Raw genomic sequence first — 22,957 nt, forward strand, 5'->3', positions numbered from 1 at the left:
CTATGACTCCAATTCCTCACGCAACATCTCAAGTTCGAGCCACTCTTCTTCCCAAGCCGTCATGTCAGCTTTAATTTTTTCTAGCTCTTTTGCAGCTTTTGCAAAACCGTCAGGATCTCTTGTGAAGAAATCAGCACCAGACATTTTTATCTCAATTTCCGATGCTTTAACTTCAGCTTCGGCTATTTTATTTGGCAACGTCTCAAGTGCGAATTTTTGATTGTAAGATAATTTATTTTTGTTCTTAGGTGCCGCGCTATCTTTAGATTTTCCGCTGCTTTGGTTCGTACGTTTCAGCTTCTTCTCGGCGGCCAAAACTTCTCTACGCTGCGCCAACATATCTGTATATCCACCAGCATATTCAAGCCATTTCCCATTCTGATTTTCAGGGTTTGAGGGCGCAATAGTAGATGTAACTGTTCGGTCCAAAAAGTCTCTATCATGGCTAATAAGGATCACAGTACCGGGGTAATTCGCAACCACTTCTTGCAGCAAGTCAAGCGTTTCCATATCCAGGTCATTGGTTGGTTCATCCAACACCAGAAGATTGGAGCTCCGTGCCAAAATGCGAGCTAGAATTAAACGCGCACGTTCCCCACCTGACAATTTTCGAATTGGCGTTCTGGCCTGTTCTGGCGCAAACAAAAATTCTTTCATATATCCGGTTACGTGTTTTTGCTCACCACGCACCAACAGGTTTTCTCCGCGACCATCTGTAAGATAATGTGCAAGAGTTTCGTCAAGCGGCAAATTAGAACGTTGCTGATCAATCTGCGCAAGTTCCAAGTTAGTACCAAGTTTAACGTGGCCAATATCCGGCTTCAAAAGTCCGATTAGCATATTTAAAAGCGTTGTTTTACCCGCACCATTTGGCCCGATCAGACCTATGCAATCACCGCGATGGACCCGGATTGAAAAATCATCAACAATAGTTCTCTCATCATATGTTTTTGATATGCCTTTAGCCTCAATAACCAGCTTTCCAGATTCTTTACTTTCCACCTTGGGTGCATCTATTTTCCCCGTAGGGCCGGTATGACTGCGATGTTGCGCACGTAAACTATGCAAATCCTTTAAACGACGCTGATTACGCTTCCGGCGGCCACTAACGCCATATCTGAGCCAATGTTCCTCACGTACAATCGTGCGGCCAAGTTTATGTTGCTCTAGCTCTTCTGCCTCTAAGATCTCATCACGCCATGCTTCAAAATCGGAAAAACTCCGCTCAAGCCGACGAGCCTGTCCACGATCGAGCCAGATAACGGCGTTGGAGACATTTTCGAGAAAACGCCTATCATGCGAAATGAGCAGAAGTGAACTTCGCAATTTGGCAAGCTCACCCTCAAGCCACTCAATTGTTGGCAGATCTAAGTGATTGGTGGGCTCATCCAGCATCAAGATATCCGGATTAGGTGCAAGAACACGCGCAAGCGCCGCCCGACGTGCCTCGCCTCCAGATAAATGATTTGGATTTTCCTCACCTGTAAGACCTAAATGAGATAATAGATATGTGGCTCTATGTGGATCATCACCCGGTCCTAAACCTGCTTCCACATATTCCATAACATTTGCAAAATTTTCAAAATTTGGAGATTGTTCGAGATAGCGAATAGTGGTTGAGGGCTGCAAAAAAATCTCACCACCATGAGCGTCTATGAGACCGGCAGCTATTTTCAACAAGGTTGACTTGCCAGAGCCGTTCCGGCCAATAACGCATATGCGTTCGCCCGGCGTTAACTGAAAGCTCACATCGTCAATCAACGGATCTCCACCAAAACTATGATGTATATTATCCAGTTTTAAAATTGGAGGCGCCATATTAAATTCCTGAAAAATCTTTAGGTCTTGCAATAATAATAGCTCGTCCGGAAGCAATATGAATACTCAAATTACCTTTGACGGCGTTCGATAATGTATAGGTAGAACCGAATTCAACATCTATATTTTTGAGAGGGTATTTCGCGCCTGTAATTGTCAATCCAGTGAGCGATGTAAGAGCAAGAATTGAAAACAAAGACCCCTCCGGCAGAGCCAAATCCAAGTGACCATCAATAATAGGCCAATAGTCTTCGTCTCCTGTGGAGGCAAAAATTTCTATACCCTGCTCGTGATGAAGCAACATTTCAAAGAGAACACCCAGCGAATGATCAAACCGATCACCTCCAGTTGCACCGAGGAGAACAATCTCCTTTGCACCGCGTTTAAGTGCTGCATTGATGGCAAGACTACCATCAGTTTCATCTTTTTCTCGCCCAAAGGTCAACTTTTCGACATGATTATACTGTTCAACTAGTTCTTGGGGGCTAGAATCAAAATCCCCAACCCATAGTTCTGGAGTAACCCTAAGTGCGTTTGCATGAGAAATACCAGAATCAGCTGCAATGACGCGAGCAGAATGGCAAAGAGCATTGATGCGATCATCCACACTCAAATCACCAGCTAATAAAATTACAAATCGTTCACGAGACATCATAACAACAGCAGATATCAGGTTTTCACGCACTTACCAGCATATTGTCGTTAAAATAAACCAATTGCTACAATCAATTGAGGAAACTAGTATCTCTCCCGCACCGCATGATCTATCAATTACGACAAATGCTCGCTAATATGTCAATCTGGTCAAGAGTTATTGCAAAACACGCATGAAGAATATTCACAAAAGTTGCTCCATAATTTCAAATCCCCTCGGTAAAATAAACCTGGCGAGATTTGCTGCTGTGGTTTTTTTTGTGGGCGGATTAGCAGGGTGTATTACACCAAGTGATCTTGAAAGCGAATTTGCACCTTCATCAAACCCACAAACTGTTGATCAACTACAGCTTGATGATAAACGTGCGGAAATTGGTGCAAGACAACACCCCAAAATTGTTGCCAGTTATGGCGGTGAATATCGAGATGCAAATGCTTTAAAAATGATAGCCCGCATTGTTGGTATTCTTACAACGGTTTCTGAAAACCCTATCCAATCGTACCGGATTACAATTTTAGATGCCCCCTCTGTCAATGCCTTTGCTTTACCAGGTGGTTATCTTTACATCACACGAGGCCTGCTTGCTTTGGCAAACGACGAGGCTGAAATAGCCGCGGTTATATCGCATGAGATGGCACATGTAATTGCAAACCATGGTATTCAGCGGAAACAACAACAAGATGCAGCACTGATTGCCGGTCAGGTTGTGTCCGAAATTCTATCCGGTAATTTATCAACCAATAGTGTTCTGGCGCGCAACAAACTGCGCCTTGCCGCATTTTCTCGTCAACAAGAATTACAAGCTGATGAAATTGGCATACGAATGCTCGCACAAGCAGGATATGACCCCGATGCATCGGTGCGCTTCTTAAAATCTTTGGAAAATTTTAGTGCATTTAATGCTGAAGATCAGACATTTTCAGGTCTAAACTTTTTATCCAGCCATCCATCTACCCCTAAGCGACGAGCCGCGGCACAGAAATATGCGGATCAATTCACATCTCCATCATCACAAACAACAAACCGCGCTAATTTTATGCGGGACATTAATGGACTAACATTTGGCGACAATGCTCAACACGGATATGTTCGCGGTAATACATTCCTACATGCAAATTTAGGCATTCGCTTTGATGTACCCGATGGGTTTGAAATCGACAATACAAGCGATGCGGTTTTGGCAAATGGGCCAAACGAAATCGCCACGCAATTCGATGCTGTTGAGATTAAAGCAGGTAGCTCACTCGATAGTTATATAAACGATGGCTGGATCAAGGGGCTTGAGCCTTCAAGCATAGCACGCACAACAATCAATGGTCTGCCTGCATTAACTGCACGCGCACAGGCTGATCGGTGGATATTTGATGTTACGCTCATTCAATATAACGAATTTTATTATCGCTTTCTGACAGCTGTTCCAAAAACCAAAGCGCGCTACCTATTGGTTGCTAAAGAAATTGCCGGTAGTTTCCGCGCGTTAAGCCAAAATGAGGTTGCCAACCTGCGACCCTTGCGCATTCGAACCGTTCAGGTTGCACCTGGTGATACCGTTTCTTCTATTGCGGCAAAAATGCTTGGAACCAACCGAAAAATAGAGTTGTTCAGAGTTTTAAATGCGTTGCAGTCGGGGGCGACCTTAACGCAAGGTTCAATTGTAAAAATCGTCTCAGAATAGAAAAAGCCCGTTAAACAGATTTAACGGGCTTTCTTTATAAGATGTCCTAAAAAATTATGCAGCGGCAGAACCATCATTTTCTGATGTTGCAGCTTCTTCTTCGGTTTTCTTTACACGTCTCGCCGGAGGCGTTTTATTCAAGTTAACTTCGATAAGCTGGACTGCTTCCGTATCTGAAATCTTCTGGACTGCGGATAGTTCACGAGCCATACGATCAAGCGCTGCTTCATAAAGCTGACGTTCTGAATAAGATTGCTCAGGTTGGTTTTCTGCACGATAAAGATCGCGAACAACTTCTGCAATTTGAATAAGATCACCTGAATTAATCTTCGCATCATATTCCTGCGCACGACGCGACCACATGGTACGTTTAATACGAGCACGACCTTGAACAACTTTCAAAGCGCGTTCTACGAAATCTGTTTCTGAAAGTTTGCGCATGCCGATTGAAACAGCTTTTGCGACTGGAACCTTCAAGCGCATTTTGTCTTTATCAAAATCAATAACAAAAAGCTCAAGTTTATGACCAGCTACTTCCTGCTCATCAATTTCTGTAATTTGACCAACACCATGCGCCGGGTAAACAATAGATTCACCAATTTTAAAACCTTGGCGTGTTGAAGTTTTTTTTGTCTGGGTTGCCATCTGTGTGTATCACACTCCCTGTTGGACATTCCATCAACACAGCGGAACGTCTTGTTTTTGTTTCCGTTTTCAACGGAACTATTCCAACTCAATTAAGCTCAAACATTTTCATGCACTCGCTGTAAAACAAGCGCAGGATAGGATCGGTATATTTATGTTGAAGGACCACTCTGCCCAAATGGTCAAATTGACGATGCCTCGTATGCCGTAATTTTTTTGTCAGTTTTGCGACAATAACACAAAAACCTAACAATTTCAACGTGCGCGTAAAAACCGGTCACAAACTCTTAAGATATAGTTAATTACGGAAATGTATGCACAGCCATTTAGTCCAAATAACTATTGATCGCCCAACCCCGGAGCCTCCGAGAAGAACTTCTTATATTTGTCTTCAACACCATCCATCTCTTCGGCATCAGCAGGCTTTTCTCTGGCAACGGTAATATTTGGCCACTTTTCCGCAAAATCTGTATTGATTTTAAGCCATTTCTCCAAACCAGGATCAGTATCTGGCGAAATGGCTTCTGCAGGGCACTCAGGCTCACAAACGCCACAATCGATACATTCATCTGGATGAATCACCAGCATATTGTCGCCCTCGTAGAAACAATCAACTGGGCAAACTTCAACACAATCCATGTATTTGCAGCGTATGCAATTTTCGGTCACGATATAAGTCACGTGCTACTCCAAATATTCTAATATTTACGTTCTGGTAAATGCTTTAATCCTGCATTGCAAGGAATTATGTTCCATAAATTAAGGGCCTATCGAGCAACATTTTCCAAAGCACGATATAACCTGCATATTTCAAGATAGATATCGAAACCGATCAAGCTCTCGCTTTTCTTTTTTTGTAGGCCGTCCAGCACCCGGATCTCGAGATGGCGCACTCATTTGCCGTATGTGTTTTTCATCCTTTGTAACAGGTGGTGGCGACAAATCTTCGTAAAGTTCTTTGGCTTCCTGATAGGGCCCCCGCCGTTCTCCAAAGTTTACAATACGCAAAACCAGGACGGAACGCTCAAGGGTAATCGTTAACACATCATCCAGTTTAACCTGATAGTTTGCAGACGATACTTTATCCTTATTAACGCGCACTTTTCCACTTGAAACAAGCTTACCAGCAAGCGTGCGAGACTTTACAACACGCATGAAAAACAGACATTTATCTATACGTTGCTTAACGCCTTCACTCACGTTTTCATCTGATCCTTAAGCGCTGCCAATTTAGCAAATGGAGAATCAGGATCAAGCGGCTTGTCCTTCTTCACAAACTTAGCAGAGTTTCCCTGCTTACCTTTGTTATGGTTGTTTTTATTATGCTTGGTAAATTTCTTACCGCCACCGCGATTAGATCGACCTTTATTTGCTCCATCGCCCTGAGCTCCAGACTTACCACGACCGCGTGTCCGTTCTTGCCGACTCGCTGGACGCCAAAGTAAAACGGGCTTGGGCTCTTCTTCAACCTCAACAGCTTCATCCACTTTCGCAACAGCATTTGCGTCTTCAACAACAGCATTTTTATCTTCATCAGCTTTAACAGAAGGCTCTGCATCTTTTACGATTTGCTTGGTAGAAACTACTTCAACAACAGGGCCATCAGACTTCGCCTCGGCATCATCTTTAAAGCCTGCCAAATGCTCTTCTACAACCTCCGCCGCGATAGGTTCAGCGCGATAACCAAGACCTTTTAAGATCTCCTCAATATCTTCCGCTGTAGCACCTAAAATCGAAAGCATTGATGGTGTCGAAATGAATGTTTTGCCATCATAACCAGCCTCAGGGCGCGGACCATCTCCGGGGTTCCAACTAAGTGCCGGACGGATAAGGTCTGCAAGGCGTTCTAAAATATCAATACGCACCGCACGCTTACCCAAAAACCGGAAGCCCGCAAGGCGATAGAATTCGCGTTCAAAACTCTGGTCTGTTTGCATAGATGTACGTCCAGCAGCAAGTCCAGCGATGACCTCACCAAAACCTGCTTTCTCAAATCCATCATTTGAGATTGCCCATAACAAGGTAATCAATTCAGCAGGTGCTGGCTTAAGCAATGCCGGCATGAAGATGTGATAAGCACCAAAGCGAATGCCATAGCGACGTAATATGCCGCGTTCAGATTGATCAATGCTCTTTACTGTTTCATGAACATCTCGACGGAAAAGAACACCCAATGCTTCAACAATTTGAAAAGCGAGACCGCGGCCTAACCCTTCAATATCATCTGCACGAGATAATTCATCTAAAGGTTTTAACACTGTCGCAATATGGTGATTTATAAACCGCTCAATACGAGCAATCACTAAATCACGTACATTCTCGGCAATCTGATCATCAGCTAAAATGATCACTTTCGGCTTCATGATGTGATCACCCTTGGTCAATTTACCAACGGGTTCACCATTCCATCTGATCGTACCATCATTACCAATTGCAAAATCACCATTTGCGCCAGCATGCAATCGAGCAGCACGCGCTTCAAATTCTATGACCAAAGCATTTTGTGATGCCGCCATTACAGCCTTTGCATCCAAACCTTCAGCCGACTTATCCGGTACAAACCGAAATCCATTCAGTTGACCTACATGATGACCCTCGACGAACATATCGCCATTTACACTTATTTCTGCTTCCAGCATTGCTTTCTCTCTTAACCGCTTCATCAGCACAGATGTCCTGCGATCTACAAACCGTTTCGTCAACCTCTCATGTAGCGCATCAGACAAACGATCCTCAATTTCACGTGTTTTTTCTTGCCAATGTTGCGGATTTGCAAGCCACGCCGGATGATTTGATACGTATGTCCATGTTCTAATCTGAGAGATTCGCGCAGACAATGTGTCAATTTCACCATCTGTCTTATCTAAGAGACGAAGTTGTTTGGCAAGATAATCCTCATCTACCGAACCTTTAATCACGAGATCCTGAAAAATAGTTGAAATCAATTCACCATGTTGGGCGGGTGCAACACCACGGTAATCGGGAAGTGCGCATACTTCCCATAAAGTTTTCACCCGCGATGCGCTGTTGGTATATTTCGTTACATCATCATCCCTTGATAGAAATTCAAGCGCCCGCTGATCAACACTCGGAACAGCCTTTGTTAGCCCGTTTATCACGGGTGTTCGCTCCAAACTCGAAACGAGATTCGACAAAGATGAAAAATCAAGCTGCTGATTGCGCCATTGCAATATCTTCACAGGTTCAAATACATGCGCTTCCAAACGCTCAACGGTTTCTTCATTTAAAGGTGCCGCATGTCCTGTCACGCCGAAAGTGCCATCGGTCGTATGCCTGCCTGCTCGGCCAGCAATCTGACCAAGCTCTGCAAGATTTAATGGTCTATACTGAAAACCATCAAATTTATGATCTTGCGCAAATGCAACATGATCAACATCCAGATTTAGCCCCATACCAATAGCATCAGTTGCTACAAGATAATCAACATCACCATTTTGATAAAGTTCAACTTGAGCATTGCGGGTTCTGGGGGACAACGCACCCAAAACCACCGCTGCACCACCACGCTGGCGACGAATAAGTTCTGCAATGGCATAAACTTCATTGGCAGAAAACGCGACAACGGCGGAACGTCTTTGCAGCCGCGATATTTTGCGCGAACCGCTATATTCGAGGCGTGAGAGACGCGGTCGCTCGATCACATATAGGCCTGGCATCATGCGTGATAGTACATTGCGCATAATATCCGAGCCAAGCAGAAGCGTTTCTTCAGTGCCCCTTAGATGCAATATTCTATCGGTGAAAACATGCCCACGCTCTAAATCAGATGCAAGCTGAACTTCGTCAATTGCAACAAAAGCCGCGTTTGTTGTGCGGGGCATCGCTTCAACAGTGCACACCGTGTACGTTGCATTTGGCGGACTGATCTTTTCTTCACCCGTTACTAATGCAACCTTACCCTCCCCGACACGTTTGATAAGTCGCTGATAAACTTCGCGAGCCAGGAGACGTAATGGCAACCCAATGACACCACTTTTATGGGCAATCATTCGTTCAATTGCATAATGGGTTTTACCAGTATTTGTCGGTCCCAAAACAGCCGTTACGCCGCGACCACTTACGACAATCGGATCTACTGGTATTTCAGAATGTCTATTCATAAATTGAACTCACACGTCACTTAGTTTTTGCTAGCATAATTAAGCAAAACAAACACGAAAAAAACACGTTATGAAAACCTCGCCTGTTAACGAATGGAACAGGGATAGAACGAATCGGCTACGAATCGCTGACTAAGCTCATTTCCCGTTTTGTTCACGGCTACATATTGCGATCAGCGCAAAAAAGTGAACAAAATATCGACATTGACTGAAGATATTCTATTGAATTTTCCATTGAAAAGTTAATAACAACTCCGATGGGCTTAGAATATAAAAAACTATGTGAAAAACCACACATCCGATTAACTATTTTAGTTACACTTTGTTAATCAAAACAAACAGATAGTTAAAGTTAAAGTCAATTTTTGTTCAAAATCATTAAGCATTAGACCAAAAGCGGAACGAAACAGACACGAATCGCTCACCTGAGTATGTTCTTATTTTGTTCACGACTACATATTGCCCAACCCATGCACCGGATAACTAATTTCCACCTCTACAATCCATATATTGAGAGGAAACCTAATGCTCACTGTTAATCAGTATTAACAAAGCGTAAAAAAAGGCGCCTCAATGAGGCGCCTCAGCATTCAATTTGTGACTAAATTCTTAAGAGAAGTATTGACCACCATTTGCAGAAATTGTTGACCCTGTGATGAAACCGGCATCATCGGATGCAAGGAAGACAACGCAGCGTGCAATCTCTTCCGGCTCGCCCAAACGGCCAACTGGAATAAGTGGTAAAACATGTTTTTCTAACACATCCGGGTCAATTGCTTTGACCATATCAGTGCCAATATAGCCTGGGCAAACAGCATTGACTGTGATCCCAGCGCGAGCGCCTTCTTGAGCCAGCGCTTTGGTCAGACCAATATCACCCGCTTTGGCAGCAGAATAATTAGCTTGGCCAGCTTGGCCTTTTTGACCATTGATAGACGAAATGTTAATTACACGACCAAATTTACGAGCGCGCAGGCCCGGCCAAATTGGGTGTGTCATGTTGAAAACACCATTTAGATTGGTGTTAATGACTTCATTCCATTTTTCAGGAGTCATTTTGTGGAACATACCATCGCGAGTAATGCCTGCATTATTCACTAGAACTGAGATTTCACCCAAATCCGCTTCAACTTGCGCGATACCGGCAGCACATGCTTCATAATCTGCAACTGACCATTTATATGCTTTAATGCCAGTTTCTGCTGTAAAGGCGGCGGCGGCCTCATCATTACCTGCATAGTTGGCGGCAACAGTATAACCAGCTTCTTTTAATGCTACAGAAATGGCGGCGCCGATACCTCGGGTGCCGCCAGTTACGATTGCTACTTTACTCATAATGTCCCTCTTGATGAAATGTCTGCTAAAGTCGTTAAAGTTTAACCTAAATTGACTTTAGCAAATTTTCAAAAAAAGACATATGTTATTATGTAATAGCTGCCTAACGTTCAACGCAAAGCGCTACGCCCATACCACCACCAATACATAGTGTAGCAAGGCCTTTATTCACATCACGACGAACCATTTCATGGATAAGTGTGGTTAGAACACGTGCGCCGGAAGCACCAATTGGGTGACCAATTGCAATCGCGCCGCCATTGACGTTTACGATTTCAGGATCCCAACCCATATCCATATTCACAGCACATGCTTGTGCAGCAAATGCTTCATTCGCTTCAACAAGATCAAGATCGCCAACAGACCAACCCGCGCGTTCTAACGCTTTACGCGATGCTGGAATTGGACCAGTACCCATAATTTGTGGATCAACACCAGACGTTGCCCAAGATGCGATACGCGCCATTGGTGCGATATCGCGCTTATTCGCTTCTTCTTCAGACATTAAAATGGCAGCTGCTGCGCCATCGTTCAGGCCAGATGCGTTCGCGGCGGTAACGGTGCCTTCTTTATCAAAAGCAGGACGAAGTTTACCAACACTTTCAAGCGTAACACCATGTTTGATGTACTCATCTTCTTCAACGATTGTATCACCCTTGCGACCTTTAATCGTATGAGCAACAATCTCATCTTTAAATTTGCCAGCTTTTTGAGCAGCCTCAGCTTTGTTTTGAGATGCGACAGCAAATTCATCCTGTGTTTGACGAGACAGTTCCCACTTCTTGGCAATGTTCTCAGCCGTTACACCCATGTGGTAACCGTAAAATGCTTCCGTCAGACCGTCTTTTATCATTGTATCAATGAGCTTCATATCACCCATTTTTGTACCCGCACGCATATGAGCACAATGAGTAGACAATGACATAGATTCTTGACCACCTGCCGCAATAATATCAGCATCGCCACTCATAATTTGTTGCATGCCAATTGCCATCGCACGCAAGCCAGACCCACAAACTTGATTAAGGCCCCAGGCCGTTGCTTCTTTCGGGATACCGGCAGCCATTGCAGCTTGACGTGCGGGGTTTTGCCCCATGCCAGCTGTTAGGACTTGCCCCATGATAACTTCATTCACCGCATCAGCTTCAACACCAGCTTTTGCAAGCGCACCTTTGATCGCAGTCGCACCAAGATCATGTGCAGGCGCTTTAGCAAACGCACCACTAAAAGAGCCGACCGCTGTTCTGGCGATGCCAGCAATTACAATTGAACTACTCATAAATTATTCCTCTTTATAGCCAGTTTAAATACAAACTGCGCGTCCCTAACCAATGCAATAAATGCTGCACCGCAATATAGATAGACAAAATATCGGCAATGCACAATAGGCTTGGCAATTCTAATATTTTTAGATTAGTGTAAATTTCAAAGTTAGTATAGCTTATTTCTGGAGGGTCACATGAGCAAAGACACGGACGCTATTGTCATCAAAAAGTATGCAAACCGACGTTTGTATAATACTGGCACAAGTGCGTATGTCACGCTTGAAGACTTGGCTGAGATGGTTCAAAAAGGTGAAGATTTTACCGTCAACGAAGCAAAAACTGGTGAAGATATAACACACTCCGTTCTCACCCAAATTATTTTTGAACAGGAAGCAAAAACAGGAAACACCCTTCTACCAACATCTTTTCTGCGCCAGCTCATTTCATTTTATGGTGATCAAATGCAGATGGTTGTGCCGAGCTATCTCGAACATTCTATGTCAGCGCTTACCGAGCAACAAGAAAAGTTCAAAGAACAAATGACCTCATCCATGGAAGCAAACCCAGTCATTGCGAATATGGCTGCGCCCATGCAGTTGATCGAAGAACAAGTCAAAAAAAATACAGAAATGTTTCAGCAAGCCATGTCGATGTTTTCTCCCTTCGCAATGTCACCTGAAGGTGAAGAAAAAAAAGACGAAGCTAAGAGCGAAATTGACGAGTTAAAGGAACAACTCAAAGGCATGCAAGATAAGATCAACAAGATTAGCTGAGAGATCATTCCCAGTTAATCATGACGATATAACTTGCTTGTCTTGCCGAGATAGTTTTCCCAGGCAAACCAGTAAGAAATACTACCGGAAATTCGTGCTAGTTTTTCGCCATTGGGTCCTGTAATCGCGTCTTCAGAAATTAGCCAGATACCAGCATCACTTTTCAAGCTCTCCAGCGTACCTCCGTGTTCGAATTCAACATCTCCACGTTCATAGGATCTAACTGTGCGAGTTGTTGCATCGCCAATTAGAACAATATTTTTTGAACCAATTCGGTCATTGATGACTGTTTTTTTCGTAAAAGCTGCAAGTGGCCATGCTTTAGCAGCACCATAATCACGAATACCGAAAACATAATCCTTACGTTTTACAATGCTCTCATCTTCAACAAGCGCTGGGAACATAAGTTCGGGGCTTGCAAAATATTCGTTATAGACAACGCCTGAATCATAATCACGAAAGTGTCCAGTGTCCAAAGATAGTACTTTCGTTTTGGGGTTTCGCTTCTGCCATTTCCCCCAAGTGGTAATCGTCACGGCGCGTGTTTTTAACTTAATATCCTTATCGACCAATTCACCAACCACGGGCATACCTGTAAATTGGTTCCAGAGGCTAGATGTCTGTCGATCAAACATAAGTTTATTTGAACGGTAAAGAAAACCAGATGAACCAAACACCAAATGATCTTCTTGGCCAACAAGTTTCGTCTCGTACAGGATGCCCGATCCACATAACGTGCAATAGGCAAGCGCAACAGGCACGCCACCGATCACATCATTAAACATCTCATGCCACCCCATTATGCGAAGTGGATAGGCGCGAACATCCCCATTAATTTCAACACCGAAAACCAAATCACTATCAAGCAAATAATCAGCCTTGGATGCATCGATCATTTTGGGGTTATCAAGTGAGGGAATACCATCTACTTTCACCCCGCCCCATGTAATCTCTTCAAAGCGGATTTTCATATTCTCCGGTTTCAAATATTTCGATGAGAAAAACTGCCCGAAATTACGGTCAATATTATAAAAATAGCGCAACTTAATATCGTAGTAGGATGGATGCGAAATAATCTCAGGATGCGCCTCCTGCCATAGCATGGCATCTCGCCAAGTCTTCATCTCCTGGCCAGTAAGCTTGAAAAGTGCATCTTGTACGTCAATATGTGCACCACCGATCCGCATCAGCAAGACAAGTAGAGGCACAATATCGCGATCACCCCGATCAACAAAGAAATCAATGGCGGCTCTTCGTTGGTCATCATCTCCAATAAGAGCTTGCATCGCAAGTTCAACAAAATCTGCACGTTCAGCTTCCTGAACGGCAATTTTACTGGATGGTGTCGCATTTTTCGAAACCGCAGATTGACCAGACATGAGAAAAGAACCGGCGAGAAAAGCGGATATTATTTTTTTACGTTTTGTCATCATGGATACAAATATCCATGATGTTCATTTCACTTGATAGTAAATTTAAATTTATCGCCACGTGAATGGCTAAGAATGTAGATCTAGTACCCGATCGCAAAACCGTCTTTTCGTGGATCAGAACCAGCACAGTAGAACCCTGAAGGATCAACCTTGATAATCTGCCCACCGCCAATTGGTGTCGCTGCTGATCGCAACTTATGCCCACGAGCTTCCAGCCCACCGAGCACAGATCGAGACAAACCACTTTCTGCTTCCAATACACCATCTTTGCCCCAAAATAATCGAGGATAATCAAGTGCTGTTTGTGGATCAAATCCATATTTTTCCAAATTGGCAAATACGTGCGACTGCCCCATCGGCTGGTAAGCACCACCCATGACACCAAATGAGTAACTCGGTTTCCCATCTTGCTTCGCCATTGCGGGAATAATCGTATGCAGCGGGCGTTTAGATGGCCCAATTACATTCGGATGTCCTGGAATCAAATTGAAACAAGCGCCACGACTTTGCAGAACAATACCGGAATTCGGTGTGACTATCTTGGAGCCGAAGTCTGTAAAGACAGAATAGATAAGTGAAACAATCTGGCCATCCTTGTCAGCAACTGTGAGATAAACCGTGTCAGAGGAGGGAATTTCAGGCAGAACGATTTTATCATTACGTCTCAACTTCGAAATCTGCCCTGCCAATTTCTGGGCGTATTCTTTAGATATCAACTCTTCAACGGGCACTTCCATGTGCTCCGGATCAGCCAACATTGCATCACGGACAGAATAAGCAACACGGCCAATTTCAATCTCAAGATGATAGCGTTCCGCGCTATCTGGTGCATATGAATGAACATCAAGAATTTCCATCAAATTCATCATAATCAGCGTCACCATGCCAGACCCATTTGGTGGAATTTCCAACACCTCATGACCAGCAAACTCAGTCGATATAGGTTCAACCCAATCACAGGTTACATTGGCTAAATCTTCTTCATCCAAAAGACCGCCTTTGGCAGCAATCACGGATGCAATTTCAGCGGCAAACTCACCCTCATAGAACGGTGCAATTCCATATTCTGAAATCTTTTCCAGCGTATTCGCAAGGGCCTCGAACTTCATGCGCTCCCCAAGTTCTGGAACACGGCCACTAAGCAACAAATGCTGCGCGCTTCCTTCGTCACGCAAAAGAGCATCATCATTGCGAGCCCAATCAAATGCTACACGGGGGGAAACAGCAAACCCATTTCGGGCTGTGCTGATCGCATCACCAAAAAGCTGTGTCCACTCTAGTTTACCGAACTTTTGATGCATTTCATCAAAGGCTTTAAGAGCACCGGGTACCGTAATCGAATGCACGCCGCTATCAACTATTTCAATAATATCATTCTCAAAAAACCAATTAATTTCAGCTTTCGCTGAAGATCTACCAGAGCCATTAACTGCGTGGATACCGCCTTGCTTTGGATCATGGATAATAGCAAAGCAATCACCGCCGATACCTGTCATCTGCGGCTCAACGACACTCAGAACCATAGAGGCTGCAATCGCAGCATCAACAGCTGATCCTCCATCACGCAAGATAGAAAGCGCTGTTGAAGACGCCAACGGATGGGACGTAGCAACAATCCCGTTCTCGGCAAAAACCTGAGAACGCCCTGGAGTATCTAATCGCCGCATATTATTTCCTTTTCAGAAACAATGTAAGTTAAATATGGTCCGATGACTTTCATTTTCTTCTATATTATCAAGTCAACACTTCTGGCGCATAATAATGATAAATATTGATCATTCAAACTCTTAATGAGGACTTCCATGCAAATTACCCTTTCAGACGCAAATAAAATGATCGAAGCAGCATATCTTGAGAGTGCTAGACTTGGCTTAAAACCTCTGGCTGTGGTGGTCCTAGATGCTGGTGGACACGTTAAGGCGTTTCAAAGACAAGATGGTGCATCCATGATGCGTTTTGAAATTGCATGCGGCAAAGCCTATGGAGCAGTTGCCTGTGGTGTCGGTTCACGCTGGCTTGATGCGCAAGCAGAAGGACGCCCGCACTTCCTGGAAGGGCTTTCAAACGTATCCGGCGGTAAAATTGTACCGGTGCCAGGGGGTGTATTGGTTAAAACATCTAAAGGTGATGTCATTGGCGCAGTTGGCATCACTGGCGACGTATCAGACAATGATGAAGCCGCTGCAATTGCAGGCATTGAGGCTGCAGGATTTATAGCTGATGCAGGTTAATTTCTATCAGATCTAAACTCGATATTTAAAGACCAATTGAGACATCGCGCCCAGCAGACTTGATAGACACGGAAAATCCCGCGATCACATCAATGAATGAGATTGCCATCAGCACAAAGAATATTTGAGTAGCAGCGCCCTTAACCAGCAAAAACTCTACCAAAAATGCAATGAAAACAAACATCGACAACATATGATCAAGAACTGAAAATGGTCCAGTTCGCGTCGATTTTAAAATTTCGATAAATAACAAAACGAGTGCGATCAGAATAAATAGATCCCCTACATTGACGATCCAGTTAGCGCCAGAGAGCATGGACAATTCCATAACTTGGTTTTCAAGGCCACCAATGCCGGCCCCAGGTCCAAGCATAACAACATTATACAGAATAAATGGAATTAGCATTAGCGGGATTGCAAATAACATTGTGATGATCTTTCTTATCTCGCCTGCAAATTACTAGACGCTATAGACTAGAGAATATAGAAAAAGGCCAGCTCGACATAAAATCGGGCCAGCCTAATCAGCAAATTACATAAAACGAATTATCGTTAAATTATGCGTCTTCTTTAGGTGTCAAAACCTGACGGCCACGATACATACCGGTTTTAAGATCGATATGGTGTGAACGACGAAGTTCGCCTGAATCTTTATCTTCAACATATTGCGGTGCTTTCAGCGCATCTGTTGACCGACGATGACCGCGTCTAGAACGCGTGATCTTACTCTTTGGTACAGCCATTTTCTACTCCATTAGTGCGGGCATTACGTTATCGACGGTGTATTTAACCGCCCTCTTGGTCGCAACGCCAAAATTGGGATTTGGCGGGCTTATACAATGAGTTTCACCTTTTGACCAGTGAAATTATCAGATTTTTTACATCAACCATAATTGACACCAAGAAAACCTGTATTATTTGTGAAAAAGGCTGTTAGGCTTCGTCTTCCTCTACGATCCATGGCTCTTTTATACCAGCAGCCTCCCATTCTTGCCAAGCGGCAAGCGATTTCACCCGCTCCATATATGCACGAATCTGAACATTACTCGTAAGAGCATAGACTTCTAATCGATTGACAACAGGTGCAAACATTGCATCCGCGATGGAAAATTTGCCAAACAGAAAATCACCGCCAAACTTGTTTAAGTTCTCAATCCACAACGTTTCAATGCGAGCAACATCTTTTGCAAGTGCCGCATCTTGCTCAAGCCTCTTGATTGGGCGACGCAAATTCATAGGACACTGATTTCGTATGGCTGAAAATCCGCCAAGCATTTCGCATGAAGCTGCCATAGCCAGCGTACGAACACGCTCGTCACTTGGCCATAGATTCTTTTCAGGAAATTTTCTCGCAACATGATCAAGAATGGCAAGTGATTCTGCTACTACCAAATCACCATCAACAAGAACGGGAACCTTCCCCGTTGGTGAGAATTCTTTAAACTTGGGGTTTCCCGCTGCCATTTCAAACGGAACAAGTTTTTCTTCAAATTCAATACCAGCAACTTTAAGGCCGATCCACGGTCTAAATGACCATGATGAATAGTTTTTGTTACCTATATAAAGTGTAAAATCAGACATGCGATTATCTCCTTGTCACAGCTGGAGTCGCAAATCTAACACCCTATGTCCAACAATAGTTGCTAATCTATGGATAAATACATTTGATATATGCACCAGATTGTTTTGAGCGCGTTTCGATCCTGCTAGCTAAACGTCGCAATCCTTTCGAAGGATTAGCAGGGTTTCGCAAGATTGGATTGGGGAGTGCTACTGTGAGAAGCGCAGCTTGTTTACGCGTGAGCTTTTCCGCAGACCGCCCAAAATAACTTTGCGCAGCCGCCTCAACTCCGTAAATACCATGTCCCCATTCAGCAGAATTGAGATAGAGTTCGATCATACGCGGCTTCCCCCAGAACATATCTGAGAAAAGTGCCAGCGGTATCTCCAACATCTTACGAATGGGAGATCGCCAAGAGGTGAGAAACAGATTCTTCGAAACTTGCATGGAAATTGTGCTGGCACCGCGGGACGGAGAGCCATTTTCCAATGTTTCTTCAACGATAATACTGAGCGCATCCCAATCTACACCTGAATGGGCGCAATATTGGCCATCTTCGCTCATAATGACAGACTGAACCATGACCGGGGCTACATCTTCTAGCTCAACCCATTGTCGTTCATAGCTGCGGCCAGACATCAGTTCACCTAGCATTAAAGTGGAAACAGGATGGATAAACTCAAACCGATAAAGCAATACAAGAAGATACGGCAACAGCAATATAATTAATATCACGAACAACAACCGCCAAAGCCATCGCTTTAAGCGTTGACGCCAAGAGACTTGAGCTGGCTTCACAGCCTTAGCTTTGATCTTCTTCTTTGTTACTTTCTTTGCTTTTGCCAACTGCACCACCCCAAAACAATCCTTCGCTCTGGATAAAAGGTCATATAACAAACATCAAGAAAAGATTGCGATCACTCATAAGTCATGGCAATAGAAAATCATGATTGATCAAGCAAAACAAAATTTTACAATGAAACTACAAAACACTGCCAAGCTGATTGAGCAGGAGTTGAAAACTGTTTTATCGGAAGATATTTTACAAGGCGAAATCGTGCGACCTGATCATCTCATGCAGGCAATGCGTCATGGCTCACTAAATGGTGGCAAGCGTTTACGTCCATTCTTAGTGCTTGAAACAGCAAAAAGCTTTAACGGCAGCTCCGTTGCCGCTTTAAAGGTAGCAACGGCGCTTGAATGTATTCATTGTTATTCACTTGTCCATGATGATCTCCCGGCAATGGATGATGATGCATTACGCCGAGGACAGCCCACCGTTCACATAGCTTTCGATGAAGCAACTGCAATTCTGGCAGGTGATGGCTTACTCACTTATGCCTTTGATGTATTATCAGCAGATACAACCCCTCTTTCGGCAGAAAAGAAAATCAAATTGATCTCCAGCCTTACCCGCGCGTCAGGTCTTGGCGGCATGGTGGGCGGCCAAGCGCTTGATCTTGCCGCGGAGAAAACCGCGCCCGATGAAGCTGGCATCTTAACACTTCAACAGATGAAAACCGGAGCGCTTATCCGTTATGCCTGCGAGGCAGGAGCAAAAATTGGCGATGCTGACAATTTTGAACATGAAACCATGAGCAACTTTGGCCGCATCATCGGACAGGCTTTCCAGCTTGCCGACGACCTCCTAGATGTAACATCTGATGCTAAAACTATGGGCAAAAATACCGGCAAAGATGCCGATCGTGGCAAAGCCACGTTGGTCGCGTTACATGGCGCTGATTGGGCAAGGGCAAAACTTGTTGAACTCGCCGAAGAAGCTAAAACTTTGCTACATGGAATGAACCGCGACACCAAAATACTTGAAGAAACAGCCAATTTTGTAATCTTCCGAGATCGATAGAAAAAACCTATCGTTACATTTGCACAGAGCCGTAAAAATCAGAGACAACGTCCTAAATCTACCCAAAATAACGTAACGTTTGTTGCCACCGTATGAATTGGTTTGACATTGCAAAACATTTGCGACAATTGATCGATATAGACAGGCTCTATAGGTAAGTTTTATTGAGAGAAGGATTTGAGATGAAGGTTCTCGTACCCGTTAAACGCGTTGTCGATTACAACGTGAAAGTTCGAGTAAAACCAGATGGATCGGGCGTTGAATTGGCAAATGTCAAAATGTCGATGAACCCATTTGATGAAATTGCAGTGGAAGAAGCTTTACGCATGCGTGAAGCAGGAACAGCAGATGAAGTGATTGCTGTTTCGATTGGCCCGGCAAAATCTGAAGACACAATTCGCACAGCTCTCGCAATGGGCGCTGATCGCGGTGTGTTGGTTGAAACTGATGAACTCACGGAACCTTTGACAGTCGCAAAAATCCTAAAATCGGTTGTCGAAACAGAAGGTACGGATCTCGTTATTGCCGGCAAACAAGCCATTGATGATGATGCAGGCCAAACCGGTCAAATGTTGGCCGCTCTTCTTGGCTGGCCTCAGGCAACATATGCCTCTGAGATCAAAGTGAACGGCGATAGCGCGGAAGTAACACGTGAAGTTGATGGCGGTATGCAAACAATCAATGTCAAAATGCCAATGGTTGCAACAACAGACCTTCGTTTAAACGAACCACGTTTTGCCTCGCTGCCTAATATCATGAAAGCCAAGAAAAAGCCGATTGATAAGAAGACTGTTGCGGATCTTGGTATTGATACTACACCTCGCCTGGAAATCATCACAACTGAAGAGCCAGAAACACGCCAAGCAGGTGTGATCGTTGGTTCAGTTGATGAACTTGTTGATAAATTGAAAAACGAAGCTGGCGTATTATAGGAGCGACGAAAATGGCTATTCTACTTGTTGCTGAACATGATAATTCAGCACTTTCAGATCAAACAAACAAAGCATTGACTGCAGCCTTGGAAATAGGTTCCGACGTTGATGTGCTTGTTGCAGGCAAAGGCGCGTCAGGCGTTGCGGATGCTGCGGCTAAACTATCAGGTGTTCGCAAAGTTCTTCACAGCGACGCTGACGAATACGAAAACTTCCTTGCAGAACCAATGGCAGACTTGATTGTTTCTGCCGCTGATAACTACGATACAATTGTAGCGCCAGCCTCTGTCGCCTGCAAAAATTACATGCCACGTGTTGCAGCTCTGCTGGATGTTATGCAGATTTCTGAAATCACGGATGTCGTATCTTCCGATACATTCAAGCGCCCGATCTATGCGGGCAATGCAGTCCAAACAGTAAAATCAAGCGAAGCAAAAAAAGTCATCACCATTCGCACGGCATCTTTCTCAGATGCAGCTGAAGGTGGCTCTGCGAGCGTGGAAGCTCTCGCATCTACTGGTGATCAAGGTCTTTCAAGTTTCATTGGTGACAAGATCGTAGAAAATGACCGTCCGGAACTTACATCTGCGAAAATCATCATCTCTGGTGGTCGCGCACTTGGTTCTGCTGAAAAGTTCGACGAAGTTATCCTTCCTGTTGCCGATAAGCTTGGCGCTGCCGTTGGCGCATCTCGCGCAGCTGTTGATAGTGGTTATGCGCCAAACGATTGGCAGGTCGGCCAAACGGGTAAAGTGGTGGCACCAGATCTTTATATCGCAGCCGGTATTTCCGGTGCCATTCAACATTTGGCAGGGATGAAAGATTCTAAAATCATTGTTGCGATCAACAAAGATGAAGAAGCGCCAATCTTCCAGGTTGCAGACTACGGTATCGTTGCGGATCTGTTTGATATCTTGCCAGAGCTTGAAAAAGCTCTCTAAGCTTTGAACAAATTCAATAAAATAGCCGGAAGATTAATTATCTTACGGCTATTTTTTTGTTCCATTGATTTATCTTGCAGCGCAGCATAAATATATATCCAGCAATTCACAGGATGGGAAAACTATGACAATCGAGATCAAAACAGTTGGCATTGTTGGTGCAGGGCAAATGGGCGGAGGCATAGCACATGTCTGCGCTACGTCAGGTTATGATGTACTAATTCATGATGTGGCAGCCGATCAGATTGATAAAGCACTCTCTAAAATCGCAAAAAATATGGATCGCCAAGTCTCATCCGGGAAACTAAGCAAAGCCGATAAAACCAGTGCACTTGCACGTATCGGCCCTGCACCCATTGTCGAGAACTTAAAAGATTGCGACATGGTGATCGAGGCTGCCACTGAAAATGAGGATGTCAAACGTAAGATTTTTGAAGGGCTCTGTGCTATTTTAAAACCAGAGGCTATTCTGGCAAGCAACACATCCTCGCTACCCATCACACGTCTCGCTGCAACGACCGATCGCCCGGGACAATTTGTTGGTATTCATTTCATGAATCCTGTTCCGGTTATGGAACTTGTTGAGCTTATCCGTGGGATTGCAACTGAAGAAGACATATTCGAAACAGCAAAAGAATTTGCTATTTCACTCGGCAAAACCGTGACTCTATCGGAAGATTTTCCCGGCTTCATAGTCAATCGCATCCTACTTCCGATGATCAACGAAGCAATCTACACACTTTATGAAGGTGTAGGCTCTGTTGAGGCTATCGACACTGGCATGAAACTTGGTACACGCCACCCTATGGGACCACTCGAGTTAGCTGACTTTATTGGCCTTGATACTTGCCTGTCTATCATGCAAGTTCTTTATCATGGTCTGTCAGATTCCAAATATCGCCCCTGCCCGCTACTCGTCAAATATGTTGAAGCTGGATGGCTAGGCCGAAAAATAGGTCGTGGCTTTTATGATTATTCCGGAGAAACACCTGTCCCTACACGTTAAGACAACAGGCTATCACGGATCTTTTGAAGCAATAGCCGCATCAATATAATTCAGCGCATCATCGCCAGACCAGTGCGCTGGACCATTCATAGAAGCGAGTATAAATCCATCTTCATCAAGAAGCATTGTGACGGGAAGTCCAAATGCAATTCCTTCTTTTTTTAGCTTATTGAAAATACCCATGCTAGCATCTTGGTAGAGTGGCAAATTATCAACGCCAATTTCGTTCAAGAAACCTTCGGGTTTTTCACGTCCACCGCGATCAATATTGATTGTTAGAACGTCAAAATCTTCGCCTGATTTTTGTGCCTGCAAATCGGATATAGCTGGCATTTCTTCCCGGCACGGCGCGCACCACGTAGCCCAAAGATTAACCAGCAGCACCTTTCCCTTAAAGTCCCCAATTGTCTTTATAGACCCGTCCGGCGCTATAAATTGATGGTCTGGAACCTGGCGGGGTTCGTCAACTGCAAGCATTGCAGCAACATCACCTTGTGCAGATGCCTCGATGATAATTGCCCGCTTTTTGGTAGTTTCTGAGGCAACAGGCTGATTAGTTTCAATTGTTTGATTGCCATACACCCCATTCATCACGTATATCCCTGCCGCGACGACACAAATTCCAAGCCCGATAAAAATTCGCGTAATTGGTTTCGTTCTTGTCGTCGAATTATTTTGCTCTGTCATCTTTTACTCCGGGGT

At 44.2% G+C, this 22,957-nt stretch carries 22 protein-coding genes; 7 read left to right on the forward strand and 15 right to left on the reverse strand.

The window, feature by feature from the left end; all coding sequences use genetic code 11:
• Together G3W54_RS11350 and G3W54_RS11355 are read right to left on the reverse strand one after the other, a co-directional pair.
• Positions 1 to 1,818 carry an ABC-F family ATP-binding cassette domain-containing protein gene (locus G3W54_RS11350; RefSeq protein ID WP_162653154.1) on the reverse strand — a complete coding sequence of 606 codons (1,818 nt, stop codon included), beginning with the start codon at positions 1,816 to 1,818 and terminating at the stop codon, positions 1 to 3.
• Position 1,819: 1 nt separating this feature from the next.
• Positions 1,820 to 2,503, reverse strand: coding sequence for a thiamine diphosphokinase (locus G3W54_RS11355; protein ID WP_244627879.1), 684 nt, complete (start codon positions 2,501 to 2,503; stop codon positions 1,820 to 1,822).
• Between the two features lie 229 nt (positions 2,504 to 2,732).
• On the opposite strand from G3W54_RS11355, the gene G3W54_RS11360 reads away from it, so the two are divergent.
• On the forward strand, positions 2,733 to 4,148 hold the full coding sequence (locus G3W54_RS11360) for a M48 family metalloprotease (protein ID WP_244627880.1): 1,416 nt from the start codon (positions 2,733 to 2,735) through the stop codon (positions 4,146 to 4,148).
• Between the two features lie 54 nt (positions 4,149 to 4,202).
• Here G3W54_RS11360 and G3W54_RS11365 read toward each other — a convergent pair whose 3' ends face one another.
• From G3W54_RS11365 to G3W54_RS11390, 6 genes are all read right to left on the reverse strand, one after another.
• On the reverse strand, positions 4,203 to 4,793 hold the full coding sequence (locus tag G3W54_RS11365) for a CarD family transcriptional regulator (protein WP_162653156.1): 591 nt from the start codon (positions 4,791 to 4,793) through the stop codon (positions 4,203 to 4,205).
• 339 nt (positions 4,794 to 5,132) lie between these two features.
• Positions 5,133 to 5,474 carry a ferredoxin FdxA gene (gene fdxA / locus G3W54_RS11370; RefSeq protein WP_162653157.1) on the reverse strand — a complete coding sequence of 114 codons (342 nt, stop codon included), beginning with the start codon at positions 5,472 to 5,474 and terminating at the stop codon, positions 5,133 to 5,135.
• A gap of 129 nt (positions 5,475 to 5,603) precedes the next feature.
• Positions 5,604 to 5,993 carry an RNA-binding S4 domain-containing protein gene (locus G3W54_RS11375; RefSeq protein WP_162653158.1) on the reverse strand — a complete coding sequence of 130 codons (390 nt, stop codon included), beginning with the start codon at positions 5,991 to 5,993 and terminating at the stop codon, positions 5,604 to 5,606.
• On the reverse strand, positions 5,990 to 8,881 hold the full coding sequence (locus tag G3W54_RS11380) for a DEAD/DEAH box helicase (protein WP_162653672.1): 2,892 nt from the start codon (positions 8,879 to 8,881) through the stop codon (positions 5,990 to 5,992). The genes G3W54_RS11375 and G3W54_RS11380 overlap by 4 nt, the downstream gene beginning before the upstream one ends.
• Positions 8,882 to 9,523: 642 nt before the next feature.
• Positions 9,524 to 10,249, reverse strand: coding sequence for an acetoacetyl-CoA reductase (phbB, locus tag G3W54_RS11385; RefSeq protein WP_162653159.1), 726 nt, complete (start codon positions 10,247 to 10,249; stop codon positions 9,524 to 9,526).
• A 103-nt stretch (positions 10,250 to 10,352) separates the two neighbouring features.
• Positions 10,353 to 11,528, reverse strand: a complete 1,176-nt coding sequence (locus G3W54_RS11390) for an acetyl-CoA C-acetyltransferase (RefSeq protein WP_162653160.1) — start codon at positions 11,526 to 11,528, stop codon at positions 10,353 to 10,355.
• A gap of 180 nt (positions 11,529 to 11,708) precedes the next feature.
• Here G3W54_RS11390 and phaR point away from each other — a divergent pair, with 180 nt between their 5' ends.
• Positions 11,709 to 12,287 carry a polyhydroxyalkanoate synthesis repressor PhaR gene (gene phaR, locus G3W54_RS11395; protein WP_162653161.1) on the forward strand — a complete coding sequence of 193 codons (579 nt, stop codon included), beginning with the start codon at positions 11,709 to 11,711 and terminating at the stop codon, positions 12,285 to 12,287.
• A gap of 14 nt (positions 12,288 to 12,301) precedes the next feature.
• Here the strand turns inward: phaR and G3W54_RS11400 are convergent, their stop codons facing one another.
• Together G3W54_RS11400 and G3W54_RS11405 are read right to left on the reverse strand one after the other, a co-directional pair.
• Positions 12,302 to 13,720, reverse strand: coding sequence for a DUF3179 domain-containing protein (locus tag G3W54_RS11400; protein WP_162653162.1), 1,419 nt, complete (start codon positions 13,718 to 13,720; stop codon positions 12,302 to 12,304).
• An 80-nt stretch (positions 13,721 to 13,800) separates the two neighbouring features.
• Entirely contained in the window at positions 13,801 to 15,387 is a 1,587-nt protein-coding gene (locus tag G3W54_RS11405) for a gamma-glutamyltransferase family protein (RefSeq protein ID WP_162653163.1), read from the reverse strand.
• 135 nt (positions 15,388 to 15,522) lie between these two features.
• On the opposite strand from G3W54_RS11405, the gene G3W54_RS11410 reads away from it, so the two are divergent.
• On the forward strand, positions 15,523 to 15,951 hold the full coding sequence (locus G3W54_RS11410; RefSeq protein WP_162653164.1) for a heme-binding protein: 429 nt from the start codon (positions 15,523 to 15,525) through the stop codon (positions 15,949 to 15,951).
• A 25-nt stretch (positions 15,952 to 15,976) separates the two neighbouring features.
• Here the strand turns inward: G3W54_RS11410 and G3W54_RS11415 are convergent, their stop codons facing one another.
• The 4 genes from G3W54_RS11415 to mtgA all read right to left on the reverse strand — a co-directional run bounded on the left by G3W54_RS11415 (position 15,977) and on the right by mtgA (position 18,358).
• Entirely contained in the window at positions 15,977 to 16,378 is a 402-nt protein-coding gene (locus tag G3W54_RS11415; protein WP_162653165.1) for a hypothetical protein, read from the reverse strand.
• 130 nt (positions 16,379 to 16,508) lie between these two features.
• A complete protein-coding gene (rpmF, locus tag G3W54_RS11420) occupies positions 16,509 to 16,694 on the reverse strand; it encodes a 50S ribosomal protein L32 (RefSeq protein WP_162653166.1) in 186 nt (61 codons plus the stop codon).
• Positions 16,695 to 16,884: 190 nt separating this feature from the next.
• Positions 16,885 to 17,532 (reverse strand): glutathione S-transferase family protein, encoded by a 648-nt coding sequence (locus G3W54_RS11425; RefSeq protein WP_162653167.1) that lies wholly within the window; start codon positions 17,530 to 17,532, stop codon positions 16,885 to 16,887.
• A gap of 67 nt (positions 17,533 to 17,599) precedes the next feature.
• Positions 17,600 to 18,358 carry a monofunctional biosynthetic peptidoglycan transglycosylase gene (gene mtgA / locus G3W54_RS11430; protein ID WP_244627881.1) on the reverse strand — a complete coding sequence of 253 codons (759 nt, stop codon included), beginning with the start codon at positions 18,356 to 18,358 and terminating at the stop codon, positions 17,600 to 17,602.
• A gap of 130 nt (positions 18,359 to 18,488) precedes the next feature.
• Here mtgA and G3W54_RS11435 point away from each other — a divergent pair, with 130 nt between their 5' ends.
• From G3W54_RS11435 to G3W54_RS11450, 4 genes are all read left to right on the forward strand, one after another.
• Positions 18,489 to 19,376: a polyprenyl synthetase family protein gene (locus tag G3W54_RS11435; protein WP_162653674.1), complete on the forward strand. Its 888-nt coding sequence runs from the start codon at positions 18,489 to 18,491 to the stop codon at positions 19,374 to 19,376.
• A gap of 182 nt (positions 19,377 to 19,558) precedes the next feature.
• Complete coding sequence (locus G3W54_RS11440; protein ID WP_162653168.1) at positions 19,559 to 20,308, forward strand: electron transfer flavoprotein subunit beta/FixA family protein; 750 nt, start codon at positions 19,559 to 19,561, stop codon at positions 20,306 to 20,308.
• A gap of 11 nt (positions 20,309 to 20,319) precedes the next feature.
• A complete protein-coding gene (locus G3W54_RS11445) occupies positions 20,320 to 21,249 on the forward strand; it encodes an electron transfer flavoprotein subunit alpha/FixB family protein (RefSeq protein ID WP_162653169.1) in 930 nt (309 codons plus the stop codon).
• Positions 21,250 to 21,379: 130 nt separating this feature from the next.
• On the forward strand, positions 21,380 to 22,255 hold the full coding sequence (locus tag G3W54_RS11450) for a 3-hydroxybutyryl-CoA dehydrogenase (protein ID WP_174244248.1): 876 nt from the start codon (positions 21,380 to 21,382) through the stop codon (positions 22,253 to 22,255).
• Between the two features lie 12 nt (positions 22,256 to 22,267).
• On the opposite strand, the gene G3W54_RS11455 is transcribed toward G3W54_RS11450, so the two are convergent.
• Positions 22,268 to 22,942, reverse strand: a complete 675-nt coding sequence (locus G3W54_RS11455; protein WP_244627882.1) for a redoxin family protein — start codon at positions 22,940 to 22,942, stop codon at positions 22,268 to 22,270.
• Positions 22,943 to 22,957 lie beyond the last annotated feature (15 nt).

This window comes from Lentilitoribacter sp. Alg239-R112, from assembly GCF_900537175.1.
In the GTDB taxonomy this organism is placed as follows: Bacteria; Pseudomonadota; Alphaproteobacteria; order Rhizobiales; family Rhizobiaceae; genus Lentilitoribacter.